Annotated in this window: 20 protein-coding genes; 11 read left to right on the top strand and 9 right to left on the bottom strand. The window is 66.8% G+C overall.

Annotation, left to right across the window (positions count from 1 at the left end; translation table 11 throughout):
• The first annotated feature begins 40 nt into the window (after positions 1-40).
• Positions 41-1,066 carry an RluA family pseudouridine synthase gene (locus LZC95_16740; protein WXA98473.1) on the top strand — a complete coding sequence of 342 codons (1,026 nt, stop codon included), beginning with the start codon at positions 41-43 and terminating at the stop codon, positions 1,064-1,066.
• 61 nt (positions 1,067-1,127) lie between these two features.
• Complete coding sequence (locus LZC95_16735; GenBank protein WXA98472.1) at positions 1,128-2,699, top strand: MFS transporter; 1,572 nt, start codon at positions 1,128-1,130, stop codon at positions 2,697-2,699.
• Here the strand turns inward: LZC95_16735 and LZC95_16730 are convergent.
• The 3 genes from LZC95_16730 to queG all read right to left on the bottom strand — a co-directional run bounded on the left by LZC95_16730 (position 2,689) and on the right by queG (position 7,931).
• Entirely contained in the window at positions 2,689-4,860 is a 2,172-nt protein-coding gene (locus tag LZC95_16730) for a S46 family peptidase (GenBank protein WXA98471.1), read from the bottom strand. The two genes, LZC95_16735 and LZC95_16730, sit on opposite strands and share 11 nt — an antisense overlap.
• 91 nt (positions 4,861-4,951) lie before the next feature.
• On the bottom strand, positions 4,952-6,709 hold the full coding sequence (locus LZC95_16725; protein WXA98470.1) for a hypothetical protein: 1,758 nt from the start codon (positions 6,707-6,709) through the stop codon (positions 4,952-4,954).
• A 106-nt stretch (positions 6,710-6,815) separates the two neighbouring features.
• Positions 6,816-7,931: a tRNA epoxyqueuosine(34) reductase QueG gene (queG, locus tag LZC95_16720; protein ID WXA98469.1), complete on the bottom strand. Its 1,116-nt coding sequence runs from the start codon at positions 7,929-7,931 to the stop codon at positions 6,816-6,818.
• Positions 7,932-7,945: 14 nt separating this feature from the next.
• On the opposite strand from queG, the gene LZC95_16715 reads away from it, so the two are divergent.
• Together LZC95_16715 and LZC95_16710 are read left to right on the top strand one after the other, a co-directional pair.
• Positions 7,946-8,620 carry a methyltransferase gene (locus LZC95_16715; protein WXA98468.1) on the top strand — a complete coding sequence of 225 codons (675 nt, stop codon included), beginning with the start codon at positions 7,946-7,948 and terminating at the stop codon, positions 8,618-8,620.
• A gap of 13 nt (positions 8,621-8,633) precedes the next feature.
• On the top strand, positions 8,634-9,443 hold the full coding sequence (locus tag LZC95_16710; protein WXA98467.1) for an isocitrate lyase/phosphoenolpyruvate mutase family protein: 810 nt from the start codon (positions 8,634-8,636) through the stop codon (positions 9,441-9,443).
• Here the strand turns inward: LZC95_16710 and LZC95_16705 are convergent.
• From LZC95_16705 to LZC95_16680, 6 genes are all read right to left on the bottom strand, one after another.
• Entirely contained in the window at positions 9,440-9,994 is a 555-nt protein-coding gene (locus LZC95_16705) for an RNA methyltransferase (protein WXA98466.1), read from the bottom strand. The genes LZC95_16710 and LZC95_16705 overlap by 4 nt on opposite strands.
• 2 nt (positions 9,995-9,996) lie before the next feature.
• Entirely contained in the window at positions 9,997-10,728 is a 732-nt protein-coding gene (gene trmD, locus LZC95_16700) for a tRNA (guanosine(37)-N1)-methyltransferase TrmD (protein WXA98465.1), read from the bottom strand.
• 1 nt (position 10,729) lies between these two features.
• On the bottom strand, positions 10,730-11,266 hold the full coding sequence (gene rimM / locus LZC95_16695) for a ribosome maturation factor RimM (GenBank protein WXA98464.1): 537 nt from the start codon (positions 11,264-11,266) through the stop codon (positions 10,730-10,732).
• 42 nt (positions 11,267-11,308) lie between these two features.
• Positions 11,309-11,545, bottom strand: a complete 237-nt coding sequence (locus tag LZC95_16690) for a KH domain-containing protein (GenBank protein ID WXA98463.1) — start codon at positions 11,543-11,545, stop codon at positions 11,309-11,311.
• A 99-nt stretch (positions 11,546-11,644) separates the two neighbouring features.
• Positions 11,645-11,908, bottom strand: coding sequence for a 30S ribosomal protein S16 (rpsP, locus tag LZC95_16685; protein WXA98462.1), 264 nt, complete (start codon positions 11,906-11,908; stop codon positions 11,645-11,647).
• Positions 11,909-12,112: 204 nt separating this feature from the next.
• Positions 12,113-12,559 carry an SCP2 sterol-binding domain-containing protein gene (locus tag LZC95_16680; protein ID WXA98461.1) on the bottom strand — a complete coding sequence of 149 codons (447 nt, stop codon included), beginning with the start codon at positions 12,557-12,559 and terminating at the stop codon, positions 12,113-12,115.
• Between the two features lie 70 nt (positions 12,560-12,629).
• Here LZC95_16680 and LZC95_16675 point away from each other — a divergent pair, with 70 nt between their 5' ends.
• The 7 genes from LZC95_16675 (at position 12,630) to LZC95_16645 (ending at position 18,766) form a co-directional block, all read left to right on the top strand.
• A complete protein-coding gene (locus tag LZC95_16675; GenBank protein ID WXA98460.1) occupies positions 12,630-13,325 on the top strand; it encodes an RNA polymerase sigma factor in 696 nt (231 codons plus the stop codon).
• Complete coding sequence (locus LZC95_16670; protein WXA98459.1) at positions 13,322-13,819, top strand: hypothetical protein; 498 nt, start codon at positions 13,322-13,324, stop codon at positions 13,817-13,819. Before LZC95_16675 ends, LZC95_16670 begins: the two co-directional genes overlap by 4 nt.
• Positions 13,816-14,358, top strand: coding sequence for a hypothetical protein (locus LZC95_16665; protein WXA98458.1), 543 nt, complete (start codon positions 13,816-13,818; stop codon positions 14,356-14,358). The genes LZC95_16670 and LZC95_16665 overlap by 4 nt, the downstream gene beginning before the upstream one ends.
• Positions 14,355-15,272 (top strand): lysophospholipid acyltransferase family protein, encoded by a 918-nt coding sequence (locus LZC95_16660; protein ID WXA98457.1) that lies wholly within the window; start codon positions 14,355-14,357, stop codon positions 15,270-15,272. Before LZC95_16665 ends, LZC95_16660 begins: the two co-directional genes overlap by 4 nt.
• 30 nt (positions 15,273-15,302) lie before the next feature.
• Positions 15,303-15,941: a hypothetical protein gene (locus tag LZC95_16655; protein WXA98456.1), complete on the top strand. Its 639-nt coding sequence runs from the start codon at positions 15,303-15,305 to the stop codon at positions 15,939-15,941.
• Between the two features lie 145 nt (positions 15,942-16,086).
• A complete protein-coding gene (locus LZC95_16650) occupies positions 16,087-17,133 on the top strand; it encodes a hypothetical protein (protein WXA98455.1) in 1,047 nt (348 codons plus the stop codon).
• A gap of 160 nt (positions 17,134-17,293) precedes the next feature.
• Positions 17,294-18,766 (top strand): TolC family protein, encoded by a 1,473-nt coding sequence (locus LZC95_16645; protein ID WXA98454.1) that lies wholly within the window; start codon positions 17,294-17,296, stop codon positions 18,764-18,766.
• The last annotated feature ends 11 nt before the right edge of the window (positions 18,767-18,777 follow it).

The raw sequence follows: 18,777 nt of genomic DNA, 5'->3' as shown, positions 1-18,777 counted from the left end.
TCTACCACGACCTCTGTGGTAGAGATCACTCGATTCAAGCTTGACCCGCCTCCAAAACGCCGCTGATTTCTATTCGCGCCCCGAAGGGGTGCCCGAAGGCTCCGTGGTGAGCGCCTTCCGCGTTCCGCCGGAGGCTGCCGGCGCGCGGTTGGACCTGTTCGTCCAGAGCCAGCTCCGGCGCACCAGCCGCACGCGCACCCAGCAGATCATCCGGTTATCGGCCTACGACGAGAGCGGCCGCCGCCTCTGGCCCAACGACCGCGTTCGCGCGCACCAGACGATTCTCCTCTGGCGCCCGCCGTGGGACGAGACGGAGGTGCCCGTCGATCTTCCCATTCTCTACGAAGACGACCACCTGCTGGCCATCGACAAGCCGCCGATGCTGCCGGTGCATCCCACCGCGCGCTACTACAAGAACACGCTCATCAAGCTTCTGCAGGCCGAGCGCCCCAAGGAGTTCATCACGCTGGCCCACCGCATCGACCGCGAGACCAGCGGCATCATTCTGCTGGCCAAGACGCGCGAGTGCGATCGCGCGGTCAAGCGGCTCTTCGAAGAGCGCGACGAGGTCGACAAATCGTACCTTGCCATCACGTGGGGCGTCCCCTCCCCGGAGACGAGTGCCTTTCGCTGCGAGCTTCCGCTCGAGCTGGACCTCGAGGGCCGCTACAAAGTGAAGATGCGCATCGGGCGCACCGACCATGCGCAGTCGGCCGCCACCGGCTTTCAGGTCCTCAGCGTGCGCGAGCGCGACAATCGCAGCTATGCTTTGATCCGCTGCGATCTGGAAACGGGGCGCCAGCACCAGATCCGCGTCCACCTGCAGAGCTACGGAACGCCCATCGTCGGCGACAAGTTGTACGGCCCGGACGAGTCCTTCTTTGCGCTGGCCGCCGATGGGGAGCTCACCGACGAGCACCGCGCCTTGCTCGAGCTGCCACGCCACGCGTTGCATGCCGCGCGCATTGCCCTGCCGCATCCCATCACCGGCGCCGAGCTGGCCATCGATTCACCACTTCCCGCCGATTTGGCGGACTTTTGGCAATCGCTCGAGGCAACCGCTTAAAAAAATCGCCCCTTTTGTCGATTCGCACCTTCCTCGTTCGACCTAAGGGAAGGAGGACGCGATGCAGACAGAGATGAGCGAGAAGGCCGGACGGCGCGAGTGGATTGGGCTCGCCGTGATTGCACTGCCGTGCCTCCTCTATTCGATGGACCTCACGGTGCTGAACTTGGCGCTCCCACGCCTCAGCGCGGAGCTTGCGCCGAGCAGCTCGGAGTTGCTCTGGATCGTGGACATCTACGGCTTCCTCATCGCCGGCATGCTCGTCACCATGGGCAATTTGGGCGACAGGATCGGGCGGCGGCGTCTGCTCCTCGTCGGCGCGGCCTGCTTTGGGGCCGCCTCCGTGCTCGCGGCCTTCTCCACGAGCCCCGCCACGCTCATCGCCGCACGCGCCGTGCTCGGTGTTGCGGGGGCCACCTTGGCGCCGTCGACCTTGTCGCTCATTCGGCACATGTTCCAGGACGCCAACGAGCGCACCACCGCCATCGGCGTTTGGATCTCGAGCTACTCGGTGGGCGGGGCCATCGGCCCGCTCGTCGGCGGCGTCATGCTTCAACATTTCTGGTGGGGCTCGGTCTTTCTCGTCGGCGTACCGGTGATGCTCCTGCTGCTCGCGGTCGGTCCGATCCTGCTTCCCGAATACCGCGATCCCACCGCCCGCCCGCTGGATCTCTGGAGCGCCGTGCTCTCGCTCATGGCCGTGCTGCCGATCATCTACGGCGTGAAAATCTTCGCGCAGGACGGGGCCAGCGGGCTACCGATCGCGTGCATCGCGGGCGGGCTGGTGATGGCCATCGCCTTTGCGCGACGCCAGCGAAACCTGAAGGATCCGCTCATCGATTTTCAGCTTTTCCGTGCACCGGCGTTCGTTGCCTCGCTGGCCACGTTCATGCTGGGCTGCTCGGTCGCCTTCGGATCGTACGTCTTTCTCGGGCAGTATTTGCAGTTGGTGCTCGGCCTTTCCCCGCTCTCCGCGGGCATCTGGACCCTCCCGTGGTCCGGGGGCTTCGTGGTCGGATCCCTGGCGGCGCCCGTGCTCGCACGCAAAACGCGCCCCGCTTTCCTCATGGGCGGCGGCCTCGTTCTCGCGGCCATCGGTTACGCGATCCTCACGCAGATCGGCACACTCGGCCTTGCCGGCATGGTGCTCGGCACGGTGACGTTCTCCCTCGGCCTCGCGCCCGTCTTCACCTTGGGGACGGATCTCGTCGTCGGCGCCGCGCCACCCGAGCGCGCAGGTGCGGCCGCCGCGCTGTCGGAAACGAGCGCGGAACTGGGCGGTGCCCTGGGCATCGCGGTGTTCGGCAGCATCGGCACCGCCATCTACCGCGGAATCATGGCCCATGCGCCGCTCGACGGCGTCAGCGACGAAGCGCGTCGGGCCGCCCAAGATACACTGGGCGGCGCCACCGCCGAAGCCGCACGCCTCTCCGCCCACTCGTCCGAGGCGGCCTCCAACTTGCTCGACACGGCCCGGGAAGCCTTCGGGCAAGCCTTTCAATCGACCCTCGCGCTCTGCGCGGTCATCGCCGCAGCCACCGCCGTGATGACGATGTTCATGCTGCGGCGATTTCCGTCCCACGCGTCACGCGAGCGCGAGGATGACGCGTGCCCCGAAACGACTACTGCTTGATCTCCGCCAAAATCCGGCTGGCGCCGTAAACCTTGTCGAGCGCTTCCAAGAGCGCCGCGCTGTGCAACGACACGGCGCGGTTGTTCTTGGGATCGTACCCGTAGGCGCCACCCAAGGAGTGGATGTTCCCGTCGAAGACGATTCCCACGATCTCGCCTTGTTTGTCGATCACCGGTGAGCCGGAGTTGCCGCCGATGATGTCGTGGGTCGAGCTGAAGTTGAACGGCGTGGACGCATTGAGCTTGCCCTTTGCATCGAGCCAGCGCTTCGGCAGGGCGAAGGGATCCTTGCCCGTCTGCCGCTCGTACATACCGCCGAAGTTCGTGATGGGGTTGACCAGCTTTCCACGCTCTTCCCAGCCTTTGAGCTCGCCGAAGCTGACACGCAACGTCGCTGTGGCATCCGGGTACGTCGTCTGGCCATACGCCGCGAAGTGCGCACGCCCCACGAGCTCACCGTTCTTCTTCACCACGCCCTCGACCTTCTCCTCGTAGATCTTGCGCACGGCGCGCGCGTCGGCATCGGTGCGCCGCACGAACTGGATCAGCGGATCGGTCGACTTCTCGATGGCGGCTTTTCCGCCCTCGAACAGCGCCTTGCGCACCTTGATGTCCTTCAGCTTGGTGCCGCGCACGAGCGCCGCAGCCAGCTGCTCCGGCGCGTCCTTGCCCAGCGCATGCTGCACCGCCGGATCGTCCGGCCCGAGTGCACCGCGCATCCAGAGAAGCTTCTGCTCGAGGAGCCGCGACTCCAGCTCGTCGTAGATGGGCGCCGTCGAGAAGAGCTCTTCTTTCAGCGCGGGCAGCTTCGCATCCGAGTACTCGCGCAGACGCTCCGCGTTAGGCTTCGACATTTCTTCGGCCGCGCGCACCAGGTGGCGCGCCAGCGGCAGCAAGGTCGAGTGGTTCGTCATCGATTCGAGCATCCGGTACGAGACGAAGATGTTGCGCATCTCCACCTGGGCGCGCGCAATCGCCTCCCACGGATCGCCGACGGTCTTCTGCAGATCCGGGTGCGAGGCCACGTAGTTGCGAAGGGCCTGCTCGTCCTTCACCTTCTTGCCGAAGAACTCCTTGTCGGACAGCGCTTCGAACTGCCCGTTGTACACCTTGATGCCGTTCTCCACGTCGAAGAGCAAGATGTCGGCAATGCGCTTCGACTCGGCGTTCCGTTTGCCGAACTCGATGAGCATGGCGCGAAGTTCGGAGGCCTGGCGAATCTTGTCCGGCAGTTCGACGTCGCGGAGGAACTCCAGGCGCGCGACCGTGTACAGGCGCTGCGTCGAGTAGGGGTGGCCGGTGATGAAAATGGGCTCGCCCTGCTTGGGGCCCGTGGCCGAGAAGCGGAATCGCTCCTCGGTCTTCACCGGCTTGTTGCCGTCGTAGAGCCGCACGAACGAGACGTCGTAGTCGTAGCGCGGGAAGTTGAAGTTGTCCGGATCGCCGCCGAAAAAGGCCGCCCCGCGCTCGGGTGCGAGCACCAGGCGCACATCGGTGAAGCGGCGGTACTTGTACAGTTGGTACTGCCCGCCGTTGTACAGGCTGATGACGTCGCAGCGTACGCCCTCGCCGGTCGTGCACTCCTTCTCGATCGCGGCCATCGCGGCGCGCTGCTTGGCGACGAACTCGGACTCGGCGACGCCCTTGGTGGCCTCGCCGACGCGCGACGTGACGTCCGTCACGGACGCGAGCTGGTCGATCTCGTAGTCGGGGCACTTCAGCTCCTCGGCCTCGGTCTTCGCGTAGAAGCCCTGCGCAATGTAATCGCGGCCCTTCTTGGAGAGCTGGCCGACGCAATCCGCGACGCAGTGATGGTTGGTCATCACGAGGCCGCTCCCCGAGACGATGCTGCCGGAGCAACCGAGGGCGATCTTCACCGCCCGCGGACGGATGCGATCGAGCCACTCCTTCGTGGGTCCCCAGCCATGCAGCTTGGCCACACGCTCGGTGGGAAATCGATCCAGCGTCCACATGCCCTCGTCGCTCTCGGCAAGCTGCAGCGGGGCTTCCTCTTTCTTGGGAGCACTGGCTGCAGGGCCCGGGGCGGAGGCGGCGGTCGCAGTTGCCGGCGGTGGTTCGGGGGGAACGTTCGCCGCTTCGCCACCGCATGCAGCGGAGACAACGGCGGTAACGAAAAGAGATGTACGGCGGGGAAAACGCATGGCGCCTTCTAACACGGCCGCTGACGCGCAAATCCTACTTCCGTAAGCTCTATTTCCGAAAAATTCCGAAGAACTCTCTTTTCGAAAAACCCTATTTTGGAGTCGGCGTTCCCATGACGACACGCGTCACGCGGCCGCCGGCGCGCGCCTCTTCGCACGTGGCAAAGGAGAAGCGCACATTTCCGTCGCTAACAGCGCACTCGTCCTTGCCAAACAGCGCCGCCACCGGGAATGGCGACTTCGGTCCGAGCTTCGCCGTGATGTCGGCCAGCGAGCTTCCCACGCCGAGCCCCTGCTTCGTGGTCACGCGGGGCGACTCGATGACGATGAGTTTCACCTTGGCGCCCGCCCGTGCGGCCACCACGGCCGCCTTCGAAATCGCCGGCGGCGCTGGCCCCGGCCCGAACTTGCGATCCCACTCGGCGTACGGACCATCCGCGACGATGGCCCACACCTCGGGCGCGGCCGCGCCTCCCGTCACCGCGAGTCGGAAGCCCTCGGCCGGCTGCGCGTCGAAGTAGTAACGCGCCACGTAGCGCCGCTCCAAATCGGGCAGCGCGAGCACGCCCGCGGGCAGTGACTGATCCAGCTCGATGTTCGCCACGCCGTTCTTGCCAAGGATGGCACGGCCATCGAAGCCGCCGCTGGCCTCGTCCATCATGCCCAGGTCCCAGACGGCGCCCGCTTTTCGCGATACCGCGTCGCAGCCTTCGGTGACGACCGCGCCGCCGGACAAGGTCCGCACGCAGAGAACGGGCGACGCATCGGTGCGCTCGCTCACGTATTTGACATGCACCGCAAAGCGGCCCGGCGGCTCTTTGTGAAGGCGCAGCAAGGTCGACGCCGCGTGGGTCTGCACCTCGCACCAAGCCGGGCGATCGACCCCGCCCGTCACCACGGAGCAATCGTGCTTCGCCGCCGGTGCGCCTGGCACGTCGGTGGCGTGAAGCTCCACTTTGGGGAACTTGGAGGCGTCGCTGGACAGCTCGAAGTTCGACCAGGCCATCTCGACGAAGGTGCCCTCGCCCACCGCCGCATCGACCAAGGTTTGCGCCACGCCCCGTTTGCTGTCCTCGTCGGTCACCTCGACGCGCACGCGGTAGCGCCCGAAGACGTCCACCGGAAAGCGCACCGAGGCCCCGCCATCCTGGAACTGCAGCTTGGTCACCGAGCCTTTGGGCGCCTCGGTGAGCAGCCAGGTGCGGTCCACGACGAGCCGCCCGCCCGCCTGAATCGACGCCTTGCACTCGACGACATCACCCGCTTTGGCCACCAGGTTGCCGCCGCCCCACTTCGGGTCCGAGTTGAGGTGGCAGGCCATGGTCGCCCCGACCGACGCGCCGCACGCCGCCCCGCGCACCGAGTCCACGTGCACGTGGACCGGCTTTTTCGACTTGGGCAAGGTGATGAGCTCATAGGCCCTCTGGCCCATGTGAGGCTTGCAGCCATCGCCGGGAAAGACCTCACGCATGTACACGTGGAAGGCGGAGCCGTTGTCGATGACCTGCGTCGTCTCGAGCTGCGAGGCATCCGGCTCGGCGACGTACGACGCCAGCACCACGTGCCGCTTGAAATCGACGGAGCGCGACTGGGCGTGCTGCGGATGGTCCGCGAAAAAGAGGTCCCAATCTTCCTGGTTGCTCAGCAGGGCAAAGTCCGACTTGGGATGCCCTGCCTGATCGGGCCGGGTGATGTTGCCGAAGCTGACCGGCTGCCCCATCTCGGGCTGCGACGCCTGCCCAATGCGTGCAGTGTGCACAAAAAGTGCCGGTCCGGGTGCACACGAAAGCGCCAGTGCGCAGGCAACGAAAGCCGTCGTTTTACCCGCCGACATGGTGATCTTCATCATAGTCCTTATGGCCGGTCGATGGGTTTTGAGGGTTTAGGGGAGAGGGTTTAGGGTTTAGGGGAGAGATGACGGTTAGATGATCCTACTGCCTCTTCTCATCTAAACCCTAACCCCTACACCCTTCCAAGAGCCGCACGGCCCAACCTGCGGTCTCTCGCACCATGGCGGAGGGGTGTGCCGCCGCCGCACGCCGCAATACCGGCAGCGCCTCGGCATCCCCGCGGTTGCCGAGGACCAGCGCCGCATTGCGCGCGAGGCCTTCGGCGGTCGCACGCCGCACGGGGCTTCCGGCGAGACGCGCCCAGACGGCCTGGGTGGCCTCGTCGTCCTCGCCGCGAAGCTCGAGAAGGGTCGTCAAGTCGAGGGAGCTCCACGCCTCGAGCGGCCGGAACGGCCCTTGGGCTGGGGCGCGCTGCTTGTTCGACGCATTGAACGGGCACACGGTCTGGCAGTCGTCGCAGCCGAAGAGGTGCTCGCCGATGGGCGCACGAAACTCCTCGGCAATGTCCGAGTGGTGCTCGATGGTCAGGTATGCGATGCACCGGCGCGCATCGAGCACGAAGGGCCGCACGAACGCGTCCGTGGGGCAGGCCTCGAGGCACCGTGTGCAGCTTCCGCAGCGCTCCGCCATGGGCACCCCGGGCGTGAGCGGCAAGGTGGTGAGCACCTCGCCGAGCAGCACCATGGAGCCTTGGCCGGGAACGATGAGCAACCCATTTTTGCCGATGAAGCCGAGCCCCGCGCGGGCCGCCCAGGCGCGCTCCAAAATGGGGGCATCGTCGCAGAGCGGCCGCGCGAACACGGGAGCCTCCTCCGTGCCGAGCCGCCGGACGAAGGCGGCCAGCTTGCGAAGCTTGCGCCGCAGGTGATTGTGGTAGTCGCTCCCGCGCGCATACCGCGCCACCGTGCGGGCCAGCGGCGCATCGCGTTCCTCGTCCTCGCGCGGGCGCTGGTAGCGGCGGGCCAGGCAGATGACGCTGCGGGCCCCCGCGAGCATGCCTTCCCCCGTCGCGACGGCGCGCACCTCGGCATTTTCGGCGAGCCAGGACATCTCGCCGTGCATGCCCTGGTCGATGAAGGCCCGGTAATGCGCGAAGTCGGCCTCCAGCGGAAGATCGGCCCGCGCAAAGCCGACCGCGTCGAAGCCCATCTCGCGCGCCCGCGCCACGATGGCCTCCTCGGGCCGAGTGGCTTGCGTCTTGGGCGGCTGCAGATGCACCATGCGGAAGAGATAGCGTGAAACTCGAGGGTTTGCTCGTTCACCAACCGGCGCGCGGGGCAGGCTACCGGGCCAATGTCGATGCCTTTCACCTGGCGCGCTTCGCGGCGGCGCCAACGGAAGGGCGCACGAACACGCGCGCGGTCGCGTTCGATCTAGGCGCGGGGGCCGGCGCGGTGGGCCTTTCGCTGCTGGCCCTGCACGCCGTGCACCGCGTGGTTTTCGTGGAGATCGACCCAGAGGCCGCCGCCCATGCCGAGCGCAACGCCGCCGAGCACGGATGGAGCGCCCGCGCGCAGGTGCTCCGCGCCGATGTCGCGGATGCCGCGGAGGAGCACGCGGGAAGCGCGCACCTCGTGGTGGCCAACCCGCCGTACGTCGAAATCGGTCGAGGTCGCGCTCCGGCGGAGGCGCGACGGGCGCGCGCGCGCATGGGATCGCTCGAGGCTTTCGTGGTGGCCGCGCGCAAGCTGGCCGGGCGCAGGGCCCGCGTCTGCTTCGTGTACCCCGCGCGTGAGCTCGCGTCGTTATTTCAGACCCTGCGCGGGGCCGGATTGGAACCAAAACGCCTGCGCGCGGTCCACGCGAAGAACAACGCACCGGCGCGCATCGTGTTGGTGGAAGCACAGCCAGCGAAAGCGGGCGGCCTCGTCATCGAACCTCCGCTGGTGGAGCTCATCGCGCCACGATAACGTGGGCGCCACTATGACCAACGCCATCGCCACCTTCCGTTCTCTTCACGCTCCGGGCGAGATGCTCGTACTTCCCAACGCGTGGGATTCCGCCAGCGCCGCCTTGTTCGCCGCGAGCGGCGCCCGCGCCACTGCCACCACGAGCTCCGGGTTGGCTTGGTCGCTGGGCTACCCCGACGGCGAGCATGTTCCCGTCGCGTTGCTCGCCGACGTCGTACGTCGCATGGTGCGCACCGTCGACATTCCCGTCTCCGTGGATCTGGAGCGCGGCTACGGACGCACGCCGCGCGAGGTCGCCGAAACCGTGGCGCGCATCCTCGATACAGGCGCCGTGGGCTTCAATCTGGAGGACGGCAGCGGCGATCCGGGCGCATTCGCCGAACACCTCCACGCCGCACGCGAGGCCGCGCAACGTGCGGGCGTCGATGCCTTCATCAACGCGCGCACGGACATCGTTCTCCACGGCAAGCATCCGGCAGAGCAGCACGTGAGCGAGTGTCTCGCGCGGGCCAAGGTCTACGCGGCCGCGGGCGCGGACGGCTTCTTCGTTCCCGGGTTGCGCACGCCCGAGCACATCGAGGCCATTTCCAAGGGCACCCCGCTGCCGCTCAATGTCTTTTCCGGGCCCGGCTTGGCCGATGTCGCCACCCTGCGCCAGCTCGGCGTGCGAAGGCTCAGCGTCGGCGGCCGCCTCACCGAAGTCGCCTACGAAGCCGCGCGCCGCGCATGCGTGGAGCTTCTGGATTCCGGTACGTACTCCTCGTTCTTCCCGGCGGAAATCACGTACGCCAAGATGAACGCCTTCTTCGCCGGCAAGAACTAGCCGCGCAGCCGATCCAGCACGATGGCGCACGCCGCGCGCACGCTGAGGTGGTTGTACGTCGTGTCGACGCTCCCTCGGATCGGCTCCAAGGTGGCGTCGGCCGATTCCACGACCGATCCGGCAAGCCCCCACCCGGTTCCAAAGAGCACCACCACCGGGCGCCCCTCGCCTTCCAGCGCGGCGCGCGCATCCTTCATCGACATGGGTGGCGCCACCTTGCGCGCCGCCGTGATCCACACCTCGACGGCATCACGCCCGCCGAAGCGCGCGTACACGTCCTCCAGCGACGGCACCACCCGCACCAACTCGAGCGCCACCTTGCGGTCCGGGATGCGCTTTCCGCTCGACCCGTGCGTCCAATGATCGCAGATGCGCTCCACCAGATCGCGCTGCGCCGTGATGGGGTGCACGATGAAGTAATCGCTGCAGCCGTACGTCCGCGCGCTCCGTGCCAGATCGTGCACGTCGAGGTTCGTCACCGCCGTGGTGACCGTTTGCCCTTCCCGATCGAGCACGGGGTGGTGCACCAGCGCAATCGCCAGCCGTCGCATCTCTACTTCGCCTTTCCGCCGCTCGGCGGCAGGCTCTTCATGTACCGCTCGTACAGCTCGGGGCGCCGCTCGCGCGTGCGCGCGATGGCTTGCTCGCGGCGCCAGGCCGCAATCTGCGCATGGTGCCCGCCCGAAAGCACCGCAGGCACGCCCACCCCGCGAAACTCCGCCGGTCGCGTGTACTGCGGGTATTCGAGCAGCCCCTCGTTTTCCGGGCTGTGCGACTCCTCGCGCACGGAGTCCTCGTTGCCGAGAACCCCCGGCAGGAGCCGCACGCACGACTCGATGATGGCCATCGCCGCCACCTCGCCGCCGGTCATCACGAAGTCGCCCAGCGAAATCTCTTCGTCGACGTACGCGCGCACGCGCTCGTCGAATCCTTCGTAGCGGCCGCACACGAGCATCACCGCCGGGCGCGCCGCCAGCGCGCGCACCCGCTTTTGATCGAGCGGAGCTCCCTGCGGCGTGAGCAGCACGCGGTGGGCCTTCACGCCGTCGGGCGCGTCCGCATCCAGCGAATCGAGGCACGCGGTGACCACGTCCACGCGCATCACCATGCCGCTTCCGCCCCCGTAGGGCGTATCGTCCACGCTTTTGTGCTTCCCGAGCCCGAAGTCCCGGGGCGAGCGAAAGCGCATGCTCATCTGCCCCGACTCGATGCCGCGCGCCACGAAGGTCGTCGCGAGGAAGCTTTCGAAAGCCTCGGGGAACAGCGTCACGACATCGACGCGCATGTCACCGCTCCAAATCGTCGAGCGTGTGCAAGGTCACCACGCCGCCGTCCACATCGACGTGGGCGACGTAGCCTTCGACCAGCGGGATCTCCCAGTCTTTGCCGCCGTCGTTTGCCTGCACGACCAACACGTCCACGCTCGGGTACGACGTGAGGCTGCGCACCGTTCCAATCTCGCGCGCGCCTTCGGCTTCCTTGACGACGACCTTGGCGCCCTCCACGTCGCATGCGTAGAACGCGCCCTCTTCGGCCGGGGGAAACTGCGACCGCCGCAGCCCGATGATCGCCCCGCGCAGCTCCTCCGCGCGGTTGCGGTCGTCCACCGAGTGAAGCTTGAGCAAGATGGCCTGGTCGGCGCGTCGCGCCTGATCCACGGACACCTCGTGCTCGGGACCGTCCTTCTCGCGGACGATCACCTCTTCCTGGTCGAGCAGCAGATCGCTCTCGGCGTTGAACACCTTGAGGCGCAGCTCTCCGCGCACGCCGTGCGGCCGCATGACTTCCGCCAGCGGCACGAATCGGTCGTCCTTGTTGGCCATGCGGGGCACGCGCTCAGTCAACTTGGCTCAACGTGGTCAACGTTAGTCGACGATGTCGAGGTGGGCGCGGCGACCGAGCTTCGTCGATACAGCAGCCAGGATGGTGCGCATCGACTGAGCGGTGCGCCCCTCCTTCCCAATCACCTTGCCAACGTCTTCTTTTGCGACGCGAAGCTCGATGAGGCTGTTGTGTTCGCTAGCGATTTCCGTCACCACAACTTGGTCCGGATGGTCGACCAGCTCCATGGCGATGGTGCGGATCAGCTCTTTCAACGGCATGCGCTAACTGCCGGCACGACACCGGCGCTCCAATGAAACGTGCAGAAGGCGAGGCGAATAGAACGGAACGGGAGCGGGGAAAGCAAAAGGAGAAAAGAACTACTTCGCGTCGCTCGCCGCAGTGACCTTCTTGAGGCGCTTGAGAAGGCGCGTGACCGTCTCCGACGCCTGAGCGCCGCGGCCGGTCCAGAAATCAAGACGATCCTGCTTCACGGAGAGGACGGCATCCTTCTTCGTGGGATCGAAGGTGCCGATGTTCTCGAGGAAGCGACCCCCACGGGGGCTGCGGTGATCGGTCACCACCAAGCGGTAAAAGGGACGCTTCTTTGCACCGGCGCGAGCCAGACGAATGTGAACGGCCATGAGGCTTTTATCCTGGAACTAGAGGGAGACGAGCAGCTCCGAAATTGCTCTTGGTCTCGGCATTAAGCCTAGCATCGGCTTTTTCCCATGCCATGCGAGAACGGGGTGCAAGAAACGGAGCCAGTGGGGGGCGCACGGTATTTCACCACACGTGCCAGGTCAAGGGATGCTTCTCAAAAAGTGTCGAAAAGCGTGAGCGGGCGTTCAGCCGTTGACCGACATAACGCGCGTCAGCCTCATCAGCATAGGGAAATGAAAGGCCATCCCATAAATGTGGACGCGGCCGGCACGCAGATCCGCGACCACCGAGCGCATGACCTCCACCTCGTTCTTGTCCCGGGGGTTGGGGATGGGAAGGCCGAGCGGGCGGGTCAGTGGAAGGTTGGACAGGGCCAGGATGGTGTCCGAGCCACCGCGGATGGTCACGTCGGGGATGCCGACGATGCCGTCGTGGATCGTGAGCTTGCCCTTGGCGAAGCGCATGGTGAGCGCCACCTCCGCGTCCTCCGCGACGATGGAGAAAGAGCCTGCGAGGGCCGCAAAATCGCGCTTCTTGTGCGGCTTCGCCTCGAGGTTCTGCCGGACGAGATCCGCCAGCATCACCGCCAAGCCGTTGTCCTCTGCACCGTGGGCCAAGGAGACGTCGTTCACGGCCCTCGTCTTATCACCTCGCACGGTCGCCTGTAAGACTCGCGGCACAAATCACGTTGTCCCGGCTGTGATGGGTGTCACCGCCGCCAACGCCGAGATCTTCTTCCCATTCTTGCCAGCGTTGAACGTCCGCACGGCTATGCTCGCCGGCGTGCGCGCGCGGCCCGAGGAAAACGAGCTCGAGCTCGAACGGCAGCTCGTCGTGCGCGCGCAGACCAAGGACCGCGAGGCGCTGGGGCAGCTGCTCGGCCGCTACGGACCGGCGCTGTACCGAAGCGTGCTTCTGCCACGGCTTGGCTCGGAGGCCGCCGCCAAGGATGCGCTGGCCGAGACCTACGCCAAGGTCGTGGAGCGGATCGACCGCTTCACCTGGCAAAATGTCGGCTTTTACCCTTGGCTGCGCACGTTGGCGCTCCACGTGGCGATCGATCAGCTGCGCGCGCGCAAGCGGATGGTGCTCTGGGACGCCGACGACGTGGAGCGCACCCTCGATGCCCGGTCCGACAATGACGGCAGCGCGCTGGACCACTCGCTGAGCGAGCAGCAGGATCGCGCGGTTGCGCGCGCCAAGGTCGCCCGGGCCTTGGAGGCCATCCATCCGCGTTATGCGCGGGCCATCCAACTCCGTATCCTGGAGGAGAGGCCGCGCGAGGAGGTGGCCGCGATGTTCGAGGTCACGCCCGCCACGTTCGACGTGCTTCTGCACAGGGCCATCGCCGCGCTGAAGAAGTCGCTCGGAGATGCTAAGGAACCCGAGGAGCCATGACGACGCCCCGCAAACCGCCGATCATGGACGACGACCCCGACGCGTTGCCGACGGAGGAAGAACTGCGCGCCGCCGAGGCTCTGCGTGCGGCCCTGGACGATCCCGCCCTCGCGCACGACGATGCCGCGTTCGCGCGCTCGCTGGCCCTCGCACACGCGCCCCGCGAGCTCGCACCGGACGAGCACCGAGCCATCCTCGAGCAGGCCCTCGCCCCGGCGCCTGCCGTCCCCGCGGCGACGAAGAGGCGCGGCGGCATCGTGGTGCGCGTGGCCTTCGGCGCGGCGGCAACGGCCATTTCGATGGCGGCGGCCTTCGCGCTTCTCGTGCGCGCGCCGCAGGAGCCTCTGGGCCTGACGCGCCCGCACTCGACGCAGTCGCTGTTTCACGAGCCTTTCTCCACGCAAGGCGGAACGAGCGCCCGCATCGATCGCATTGCCACGGCCCGCGCCTCGGATTTGCGGGACAACCAATTCGCGCGCTGGGGGGTGCGATGACCCGCCTGCGCACGGTCCTCACGTTCCTCGCGTTGGTTCTGCTGGTGCTCGCGGCGGCCTGTTCCAAAAAGGAAGACGCGGGCCCGGTGGTCGATCCGCCGCTTCTTGCGTTTCTCTCCCAGGCCCGGGCGCTCCACCATGAGGCCAATGTGCACGAGGCTGCGGGCGAGCCCGCGCGCGCCATCGAGGCGCTGGAGCGGCTCGTCTCGGGCCCCAAGCCACACCCCGAACGCACCGTCCCCGAAGTCGAAGAGGTGCTCTCCGACACGTACGCCCGGCTCGGCGAGCTGCGTTTGCAGTCGGGCAATATGGACGCGGCGGCGGCGGCCATCCGGGAAGGATTGGCCCACGCCAAGGAGCCGACGTACTTCCGCGGGCACCTGTTCGAGGTCTCCGGCATCATCGAGGAAGCCCGGGCGGCCTCGCTCGCCGATGCAGGCCGCGCCGACGACGCGAAGCGTGCCCGCGAGCGCGCCCTCGACCTGCTGCACGAAGCCGTGGAGATCCAGAACAAAGTCATCACCGACAAAGCCCCATGACGGTCACGGACCTGCGCGAGGGCGGTCGCTGGGGCTATGGGCAGGCGACGAAGAACGCGCTTCTCTATGGGATCATCCGCGCCGCGCTGGCCGTGGCGTCGTGCGTGCCGCCCCGGATGCTGCACCGCTTGGGACGCGCGCTCGGGGCGCTTGCGCACGCAATCCTTCCCGGCACCCGGCGACGGGCGGTGGCCAACGTGCGCCGGGCGCTGCCGCAGTGGGACGAGGCTCGGTGCCGCGCGCTGGTTCGCACCGCGTACCGGAACCTCGGCGGCCATTTGGGCAATGCGGTCGCTTCCTTGCGCGGGCAAGCCGAGGTGCTCCCCTTCCCCGACGCCGACCGCAACGTGCTCGCCGAGGCGCTGCGTGAAGGCCGCGGCGTTCTCTTCGTCTCCGCGCACCTCGGACCGTGGGAGCGGGTCGCACAGACCCTCGTGGCCTCCGGCTTTCCCCTCACCACCGTCGCCCGCGAGAGCTACGACCCACGGCTGACCGCGCTCTACGATCGGCTGCGCGGATCGAAGGGCGTCGCCTCCATCTACCGCGGTGCGCCGGGGGCGCCGCTCCGCATGCTGCGAACGCTGCGATCGGGCGGGCTGCTCGGCATGCCCATGGACCTTCGTTCCCGCGTTCCCAGCATCGACGTGCCCTTCCTTGGCACACCTGCTGCGACACCCGTGGGCCCGGCTCGCATCGCCTGCCGCACGGGCGCCGCCATCGTGGTGGGCACGGCCGCTCCTCCCCTGGACGATGCCGAGAACGCCCCGCGGCTGACGGTCACACGACTGTCCATCGATGACCTTGCATCCGAGGCCACGGTCACTGCACGTATCAACGACGAGCTTTCACAGCGCATCTTGGCGATGCCCGAGCAATGGGTGTGGATGCATCCACGTTGGTCCGAGGATGAATAGGTCTCCGTGATCGCCTAGACTCTAGGCATCGTGAGCGAGAACGACGAACAAGACGCCCAAGAGCCGAAGGACTCGGGCCGCGTGCGCCCGCTGGCCCTGAGCGAGCGTCCCACCCCGAGCAGCGCCAGCGTCCTTTCGCTCGCCAATGCCCACGTGCCCGACGTCGCCGCGGTCAGCACTCCGGTTCCGCAAGCTCCGCTAGCTCCACAAAGTCCGCAAGCTCCGCCCCCTCCGCAGCCTCCTCAGGCTTCGCGCCCTCGGAGTGTGCCCCCTCGCCCGGAGCCCCCCGCCCGGCCCGCCGACATCGCCGCGGAGATGCGCGATCGTTTTTCGCTCGGCGACTACACCGGAGCACTGGCCGCGGCCGAGTCTCTCCTCGCCGAGTTTCCGGATCATGTCGAGGCCAAACGATGCGCGGACAATTGCCGCTCGGTCCTCGAACAGATGTATGCCGCACGCATCGGGCCGCTCGATAGGATCCCGCACGTGGCAGTCCCCCGCGAAAAGCTTCAATGGTTATCGATTGATCATCGCGCGGGCTTCGTGCTGTCGCATGTCGATGGCGTGTCCAGCGTGCAAATGATCATGGCGGCCTGCGGCATGCCCGCACTCGACGTCTTGCGCATCGTGCACGAACTCGTTCATAGTCGCGTCATCGCGTTTCGCTGATCGAAGCGCGTCGCTGCACCCGCAGCGCCGCTAGATCACGGCGAGCCATCGTGCAAGGTCAATTGTGATTATCGTCTCGAGCCCCTCGAAATCCGACTCTCCGTCGTTGCACGGCATCACCGTCGCAGCTACACCCTAAAACCGTATGGACGCGCACGAAAACGAAGCCAAACGTCTGAGGCAAGACGTGGAATGGGCTCTCCAGAGCGCGCTCGACCCGGGGGAGGTACTTCCGCTTCTTCATCGGCTCACGCGTACGGCGGCGCCGGCAAGTGAAGAAAGCATCTATGCGCACCGGCAACTTGCCGAGCTCCTCGTGGAGAGGCATCCCTGGCGGGCTGCGCTCCACGCGCGCAAGGTCCTGCTCTGGGTAAAGGACGATGATCGCGCTTGGGCCGTCTTGGGTCTTTGCCAGACGTTGCTGGGAAACTACAAGTATGCCGCTTCATCGTATTTCCGAGCGCTCTGTGCCTCGCCGAAGAACCCCTGGTACGCGCACAACCTAGGTCACTTGGTGGACGTAGCCCTCGGCCGAGCGGATGACGCGGTCGTTTGGTTGCAAACTGCCTACGAAGGCGCCATGGGGAACCGCGAGATCGCAGCGTCCTTCGCCCATGCCCTGGCGCGTGCGGGCAAGCTCGATGAGGCCAAGCGCGTGCTGTCGCGGGCCATGAAGCGCGGCGTCTCGCGCGAAGAGGCGGCCCTCTGGCGGTGGCTGGAGGCAGGCGCCCCGCCGGATGGCGACGAGTCGCAGGGCACCTCGACCCGCGTCTCCTTCCGACATCCCATTGCCGTCGGCCATGGAACCGCGGCTCCGGTCGAATCGATTGAGCGAGCGCCGAACACGCGCCGCAAGAAGGCCCGCAAGAGCGCCGAGGAGAGCGCTGCGGAGCTCGACTCCGCGTTGGTTCGCGGCCTTTCGAACCTCCCGCTCGATCCACGCCAGCGCGCACGCGCCCTCGTCGTCGCGCGGGAGCCTTTGGTGCGCAAAATGGCAGAGGACGGCCATAGCGTGCAGGGCCTCGCCGCTGCGCTCGCATACACCATCGTGTACTTGGATCACGTGCCGCTCACGCAAGCGGAGGTCGCGGCGTCGTTTCGAGTGAGCGCCGCCAGTTTGCGCGGTCGATTCAGTGCGCTCCGCACTGCCCTGCACCTCGCGCCGGGCAATGCGCATTATTCGCGTCACTGAAGTCCCGTCACTGAAGTCGCGTCACTGAAGTCCCGTCACTGAAGTCACGTTACGTTAGAGCGTAGTCGATGAAATAGGGCCGGTTTTTCCGGTTTCAAGGCCGTATTTTCTTCACAAAGGTTTAGGTGCGTGCGGCATAGCTTCGGCTACAGTGCGCCGCATGCGACAGTCCGTCGGCACCACGCTCAGTCTTATCGTTATCGCGGCAACGTTTTCGCAAACGGCCTTCGCCCAAGCTCCGTCTCGGCGCCCGAAGAATCCCCCGCTCCCCGCGCAACCGGCGGGTCCGAGCAGCATGGCGCCGCTCAATCAGCCCGTGGACATTCCGCCGCCGCCCACGGTCAACGATCCGATGCTCGCCCCCGTGCCTGCGGCGAAGAACAACGTCGGCAGCTGGGAGCAAGCCCTCGAAATGGTGCGCGCGCGCTCGACGGACCTGAGGTCGGCCTATGCCCAGGTAAAAGCCGCCGAAGCACAATCGCGCATCTCCCTCTCGGGTGCATTGCCGACCCTCACCGGCCAGGGATTCCTCACGTACAACTTCTTGACGAAGGACGTCCCCACCGTCACCGGCTTCAACCCCGCTAACGGGCAGGTCACCACGACGACCTTCACCAGCCCGACGCAGGGTCCGTTCGTCAACGGCAGCCTCACCGCCGCGGTTCCCATCATCGCACCGCGCACCTGGTACAGCGTCGGCACGGCGCACCGTGCGGAGGACGTCGCGCGCTTGTCCGTCGAGGACATCAAGCGCCAGATTGCCCTCAATGTGGCATCCACGCTCATTGCCGTGGTGACGCAGGAGCGCGTGGTGGAGATCAATCGAATTGGCTTCCGCAGCGCGCTGGAGCGCCTCGAGCTCACGCAGCGCAGGAAGGCGCTCGGTGCGGCCACGGGGCTGGACGTGGTGCGCGCCCAGCAGGACGTGGAATCGTCCCGCGCGACCTTGGTCACCGGCGATGAGGACCTGCGCAAAGCGCGTGAGTCGCTCGGTTTGGCCCTGGGTGTCGCCGAGCCCATCGGCGTTCAACAGTCGATCAGCCTCAATGGCATCGAAAAGAGCGCGCAGCAGGCATGCCACCCGGCCAACGGCATCGAGGACCGCGCCGACATTGCGGCCGCGCGCGCCCGGGTCATCCAGACGGAACGCGGCATCGGCGACGCGAACTGGGGCTATTCCCCGACGCTCACCGCGCAGTCCACCTTGGCGGCGACCAGCGTCGACACGAACCAGCAGAATCCAACTTGGAACATCCAAGCGGTGCTGACGGTCCCGTTCTACGACGGCGGCACGCGCGATGGTCAGCGTCGCCTGGCCTACGCGCAAACCGATCAAGCCGAGCAATCGCTCATCAACGCACGACGCAACGCCGAGATCGAGGTCGTCCAGGCCCGCCGTGCCGTGGTCGTCGCCACGGACTCGCGCAAGGTCGCGGCGGACGCCCGCCAATTGGCCGCCGAGAACGATCGCCTGACGCGTGCACAATACATCGAAGGCGAAGGCACCAGCTTGGAGCTCGTCACCGCCGCCGCCGCCCTCCGCAATGCCGACGTCACCCTGGCCTTGCGCGACTTCGACCTCGTGCGAGCCCGCGTCGTCTCCTTGCTCGCCCTGGCAAACTGCCCGTTCTAAGCGACTCGACT

This window comes from Sorangiineae bacterium MSr12523 (genome assembly GCA_037157775.1).
Taxonomy (GTDB): Bacteria; Myxococcota_A; Polyangia; order Polyangiales; family Polyangiaceae; genus Pendulispora; species Pendulispora brunnea.
Note: the sequence above shows the minus strand (reverse complement) of the source record. Positions and strands in the feature narration are given on the sequence as shown.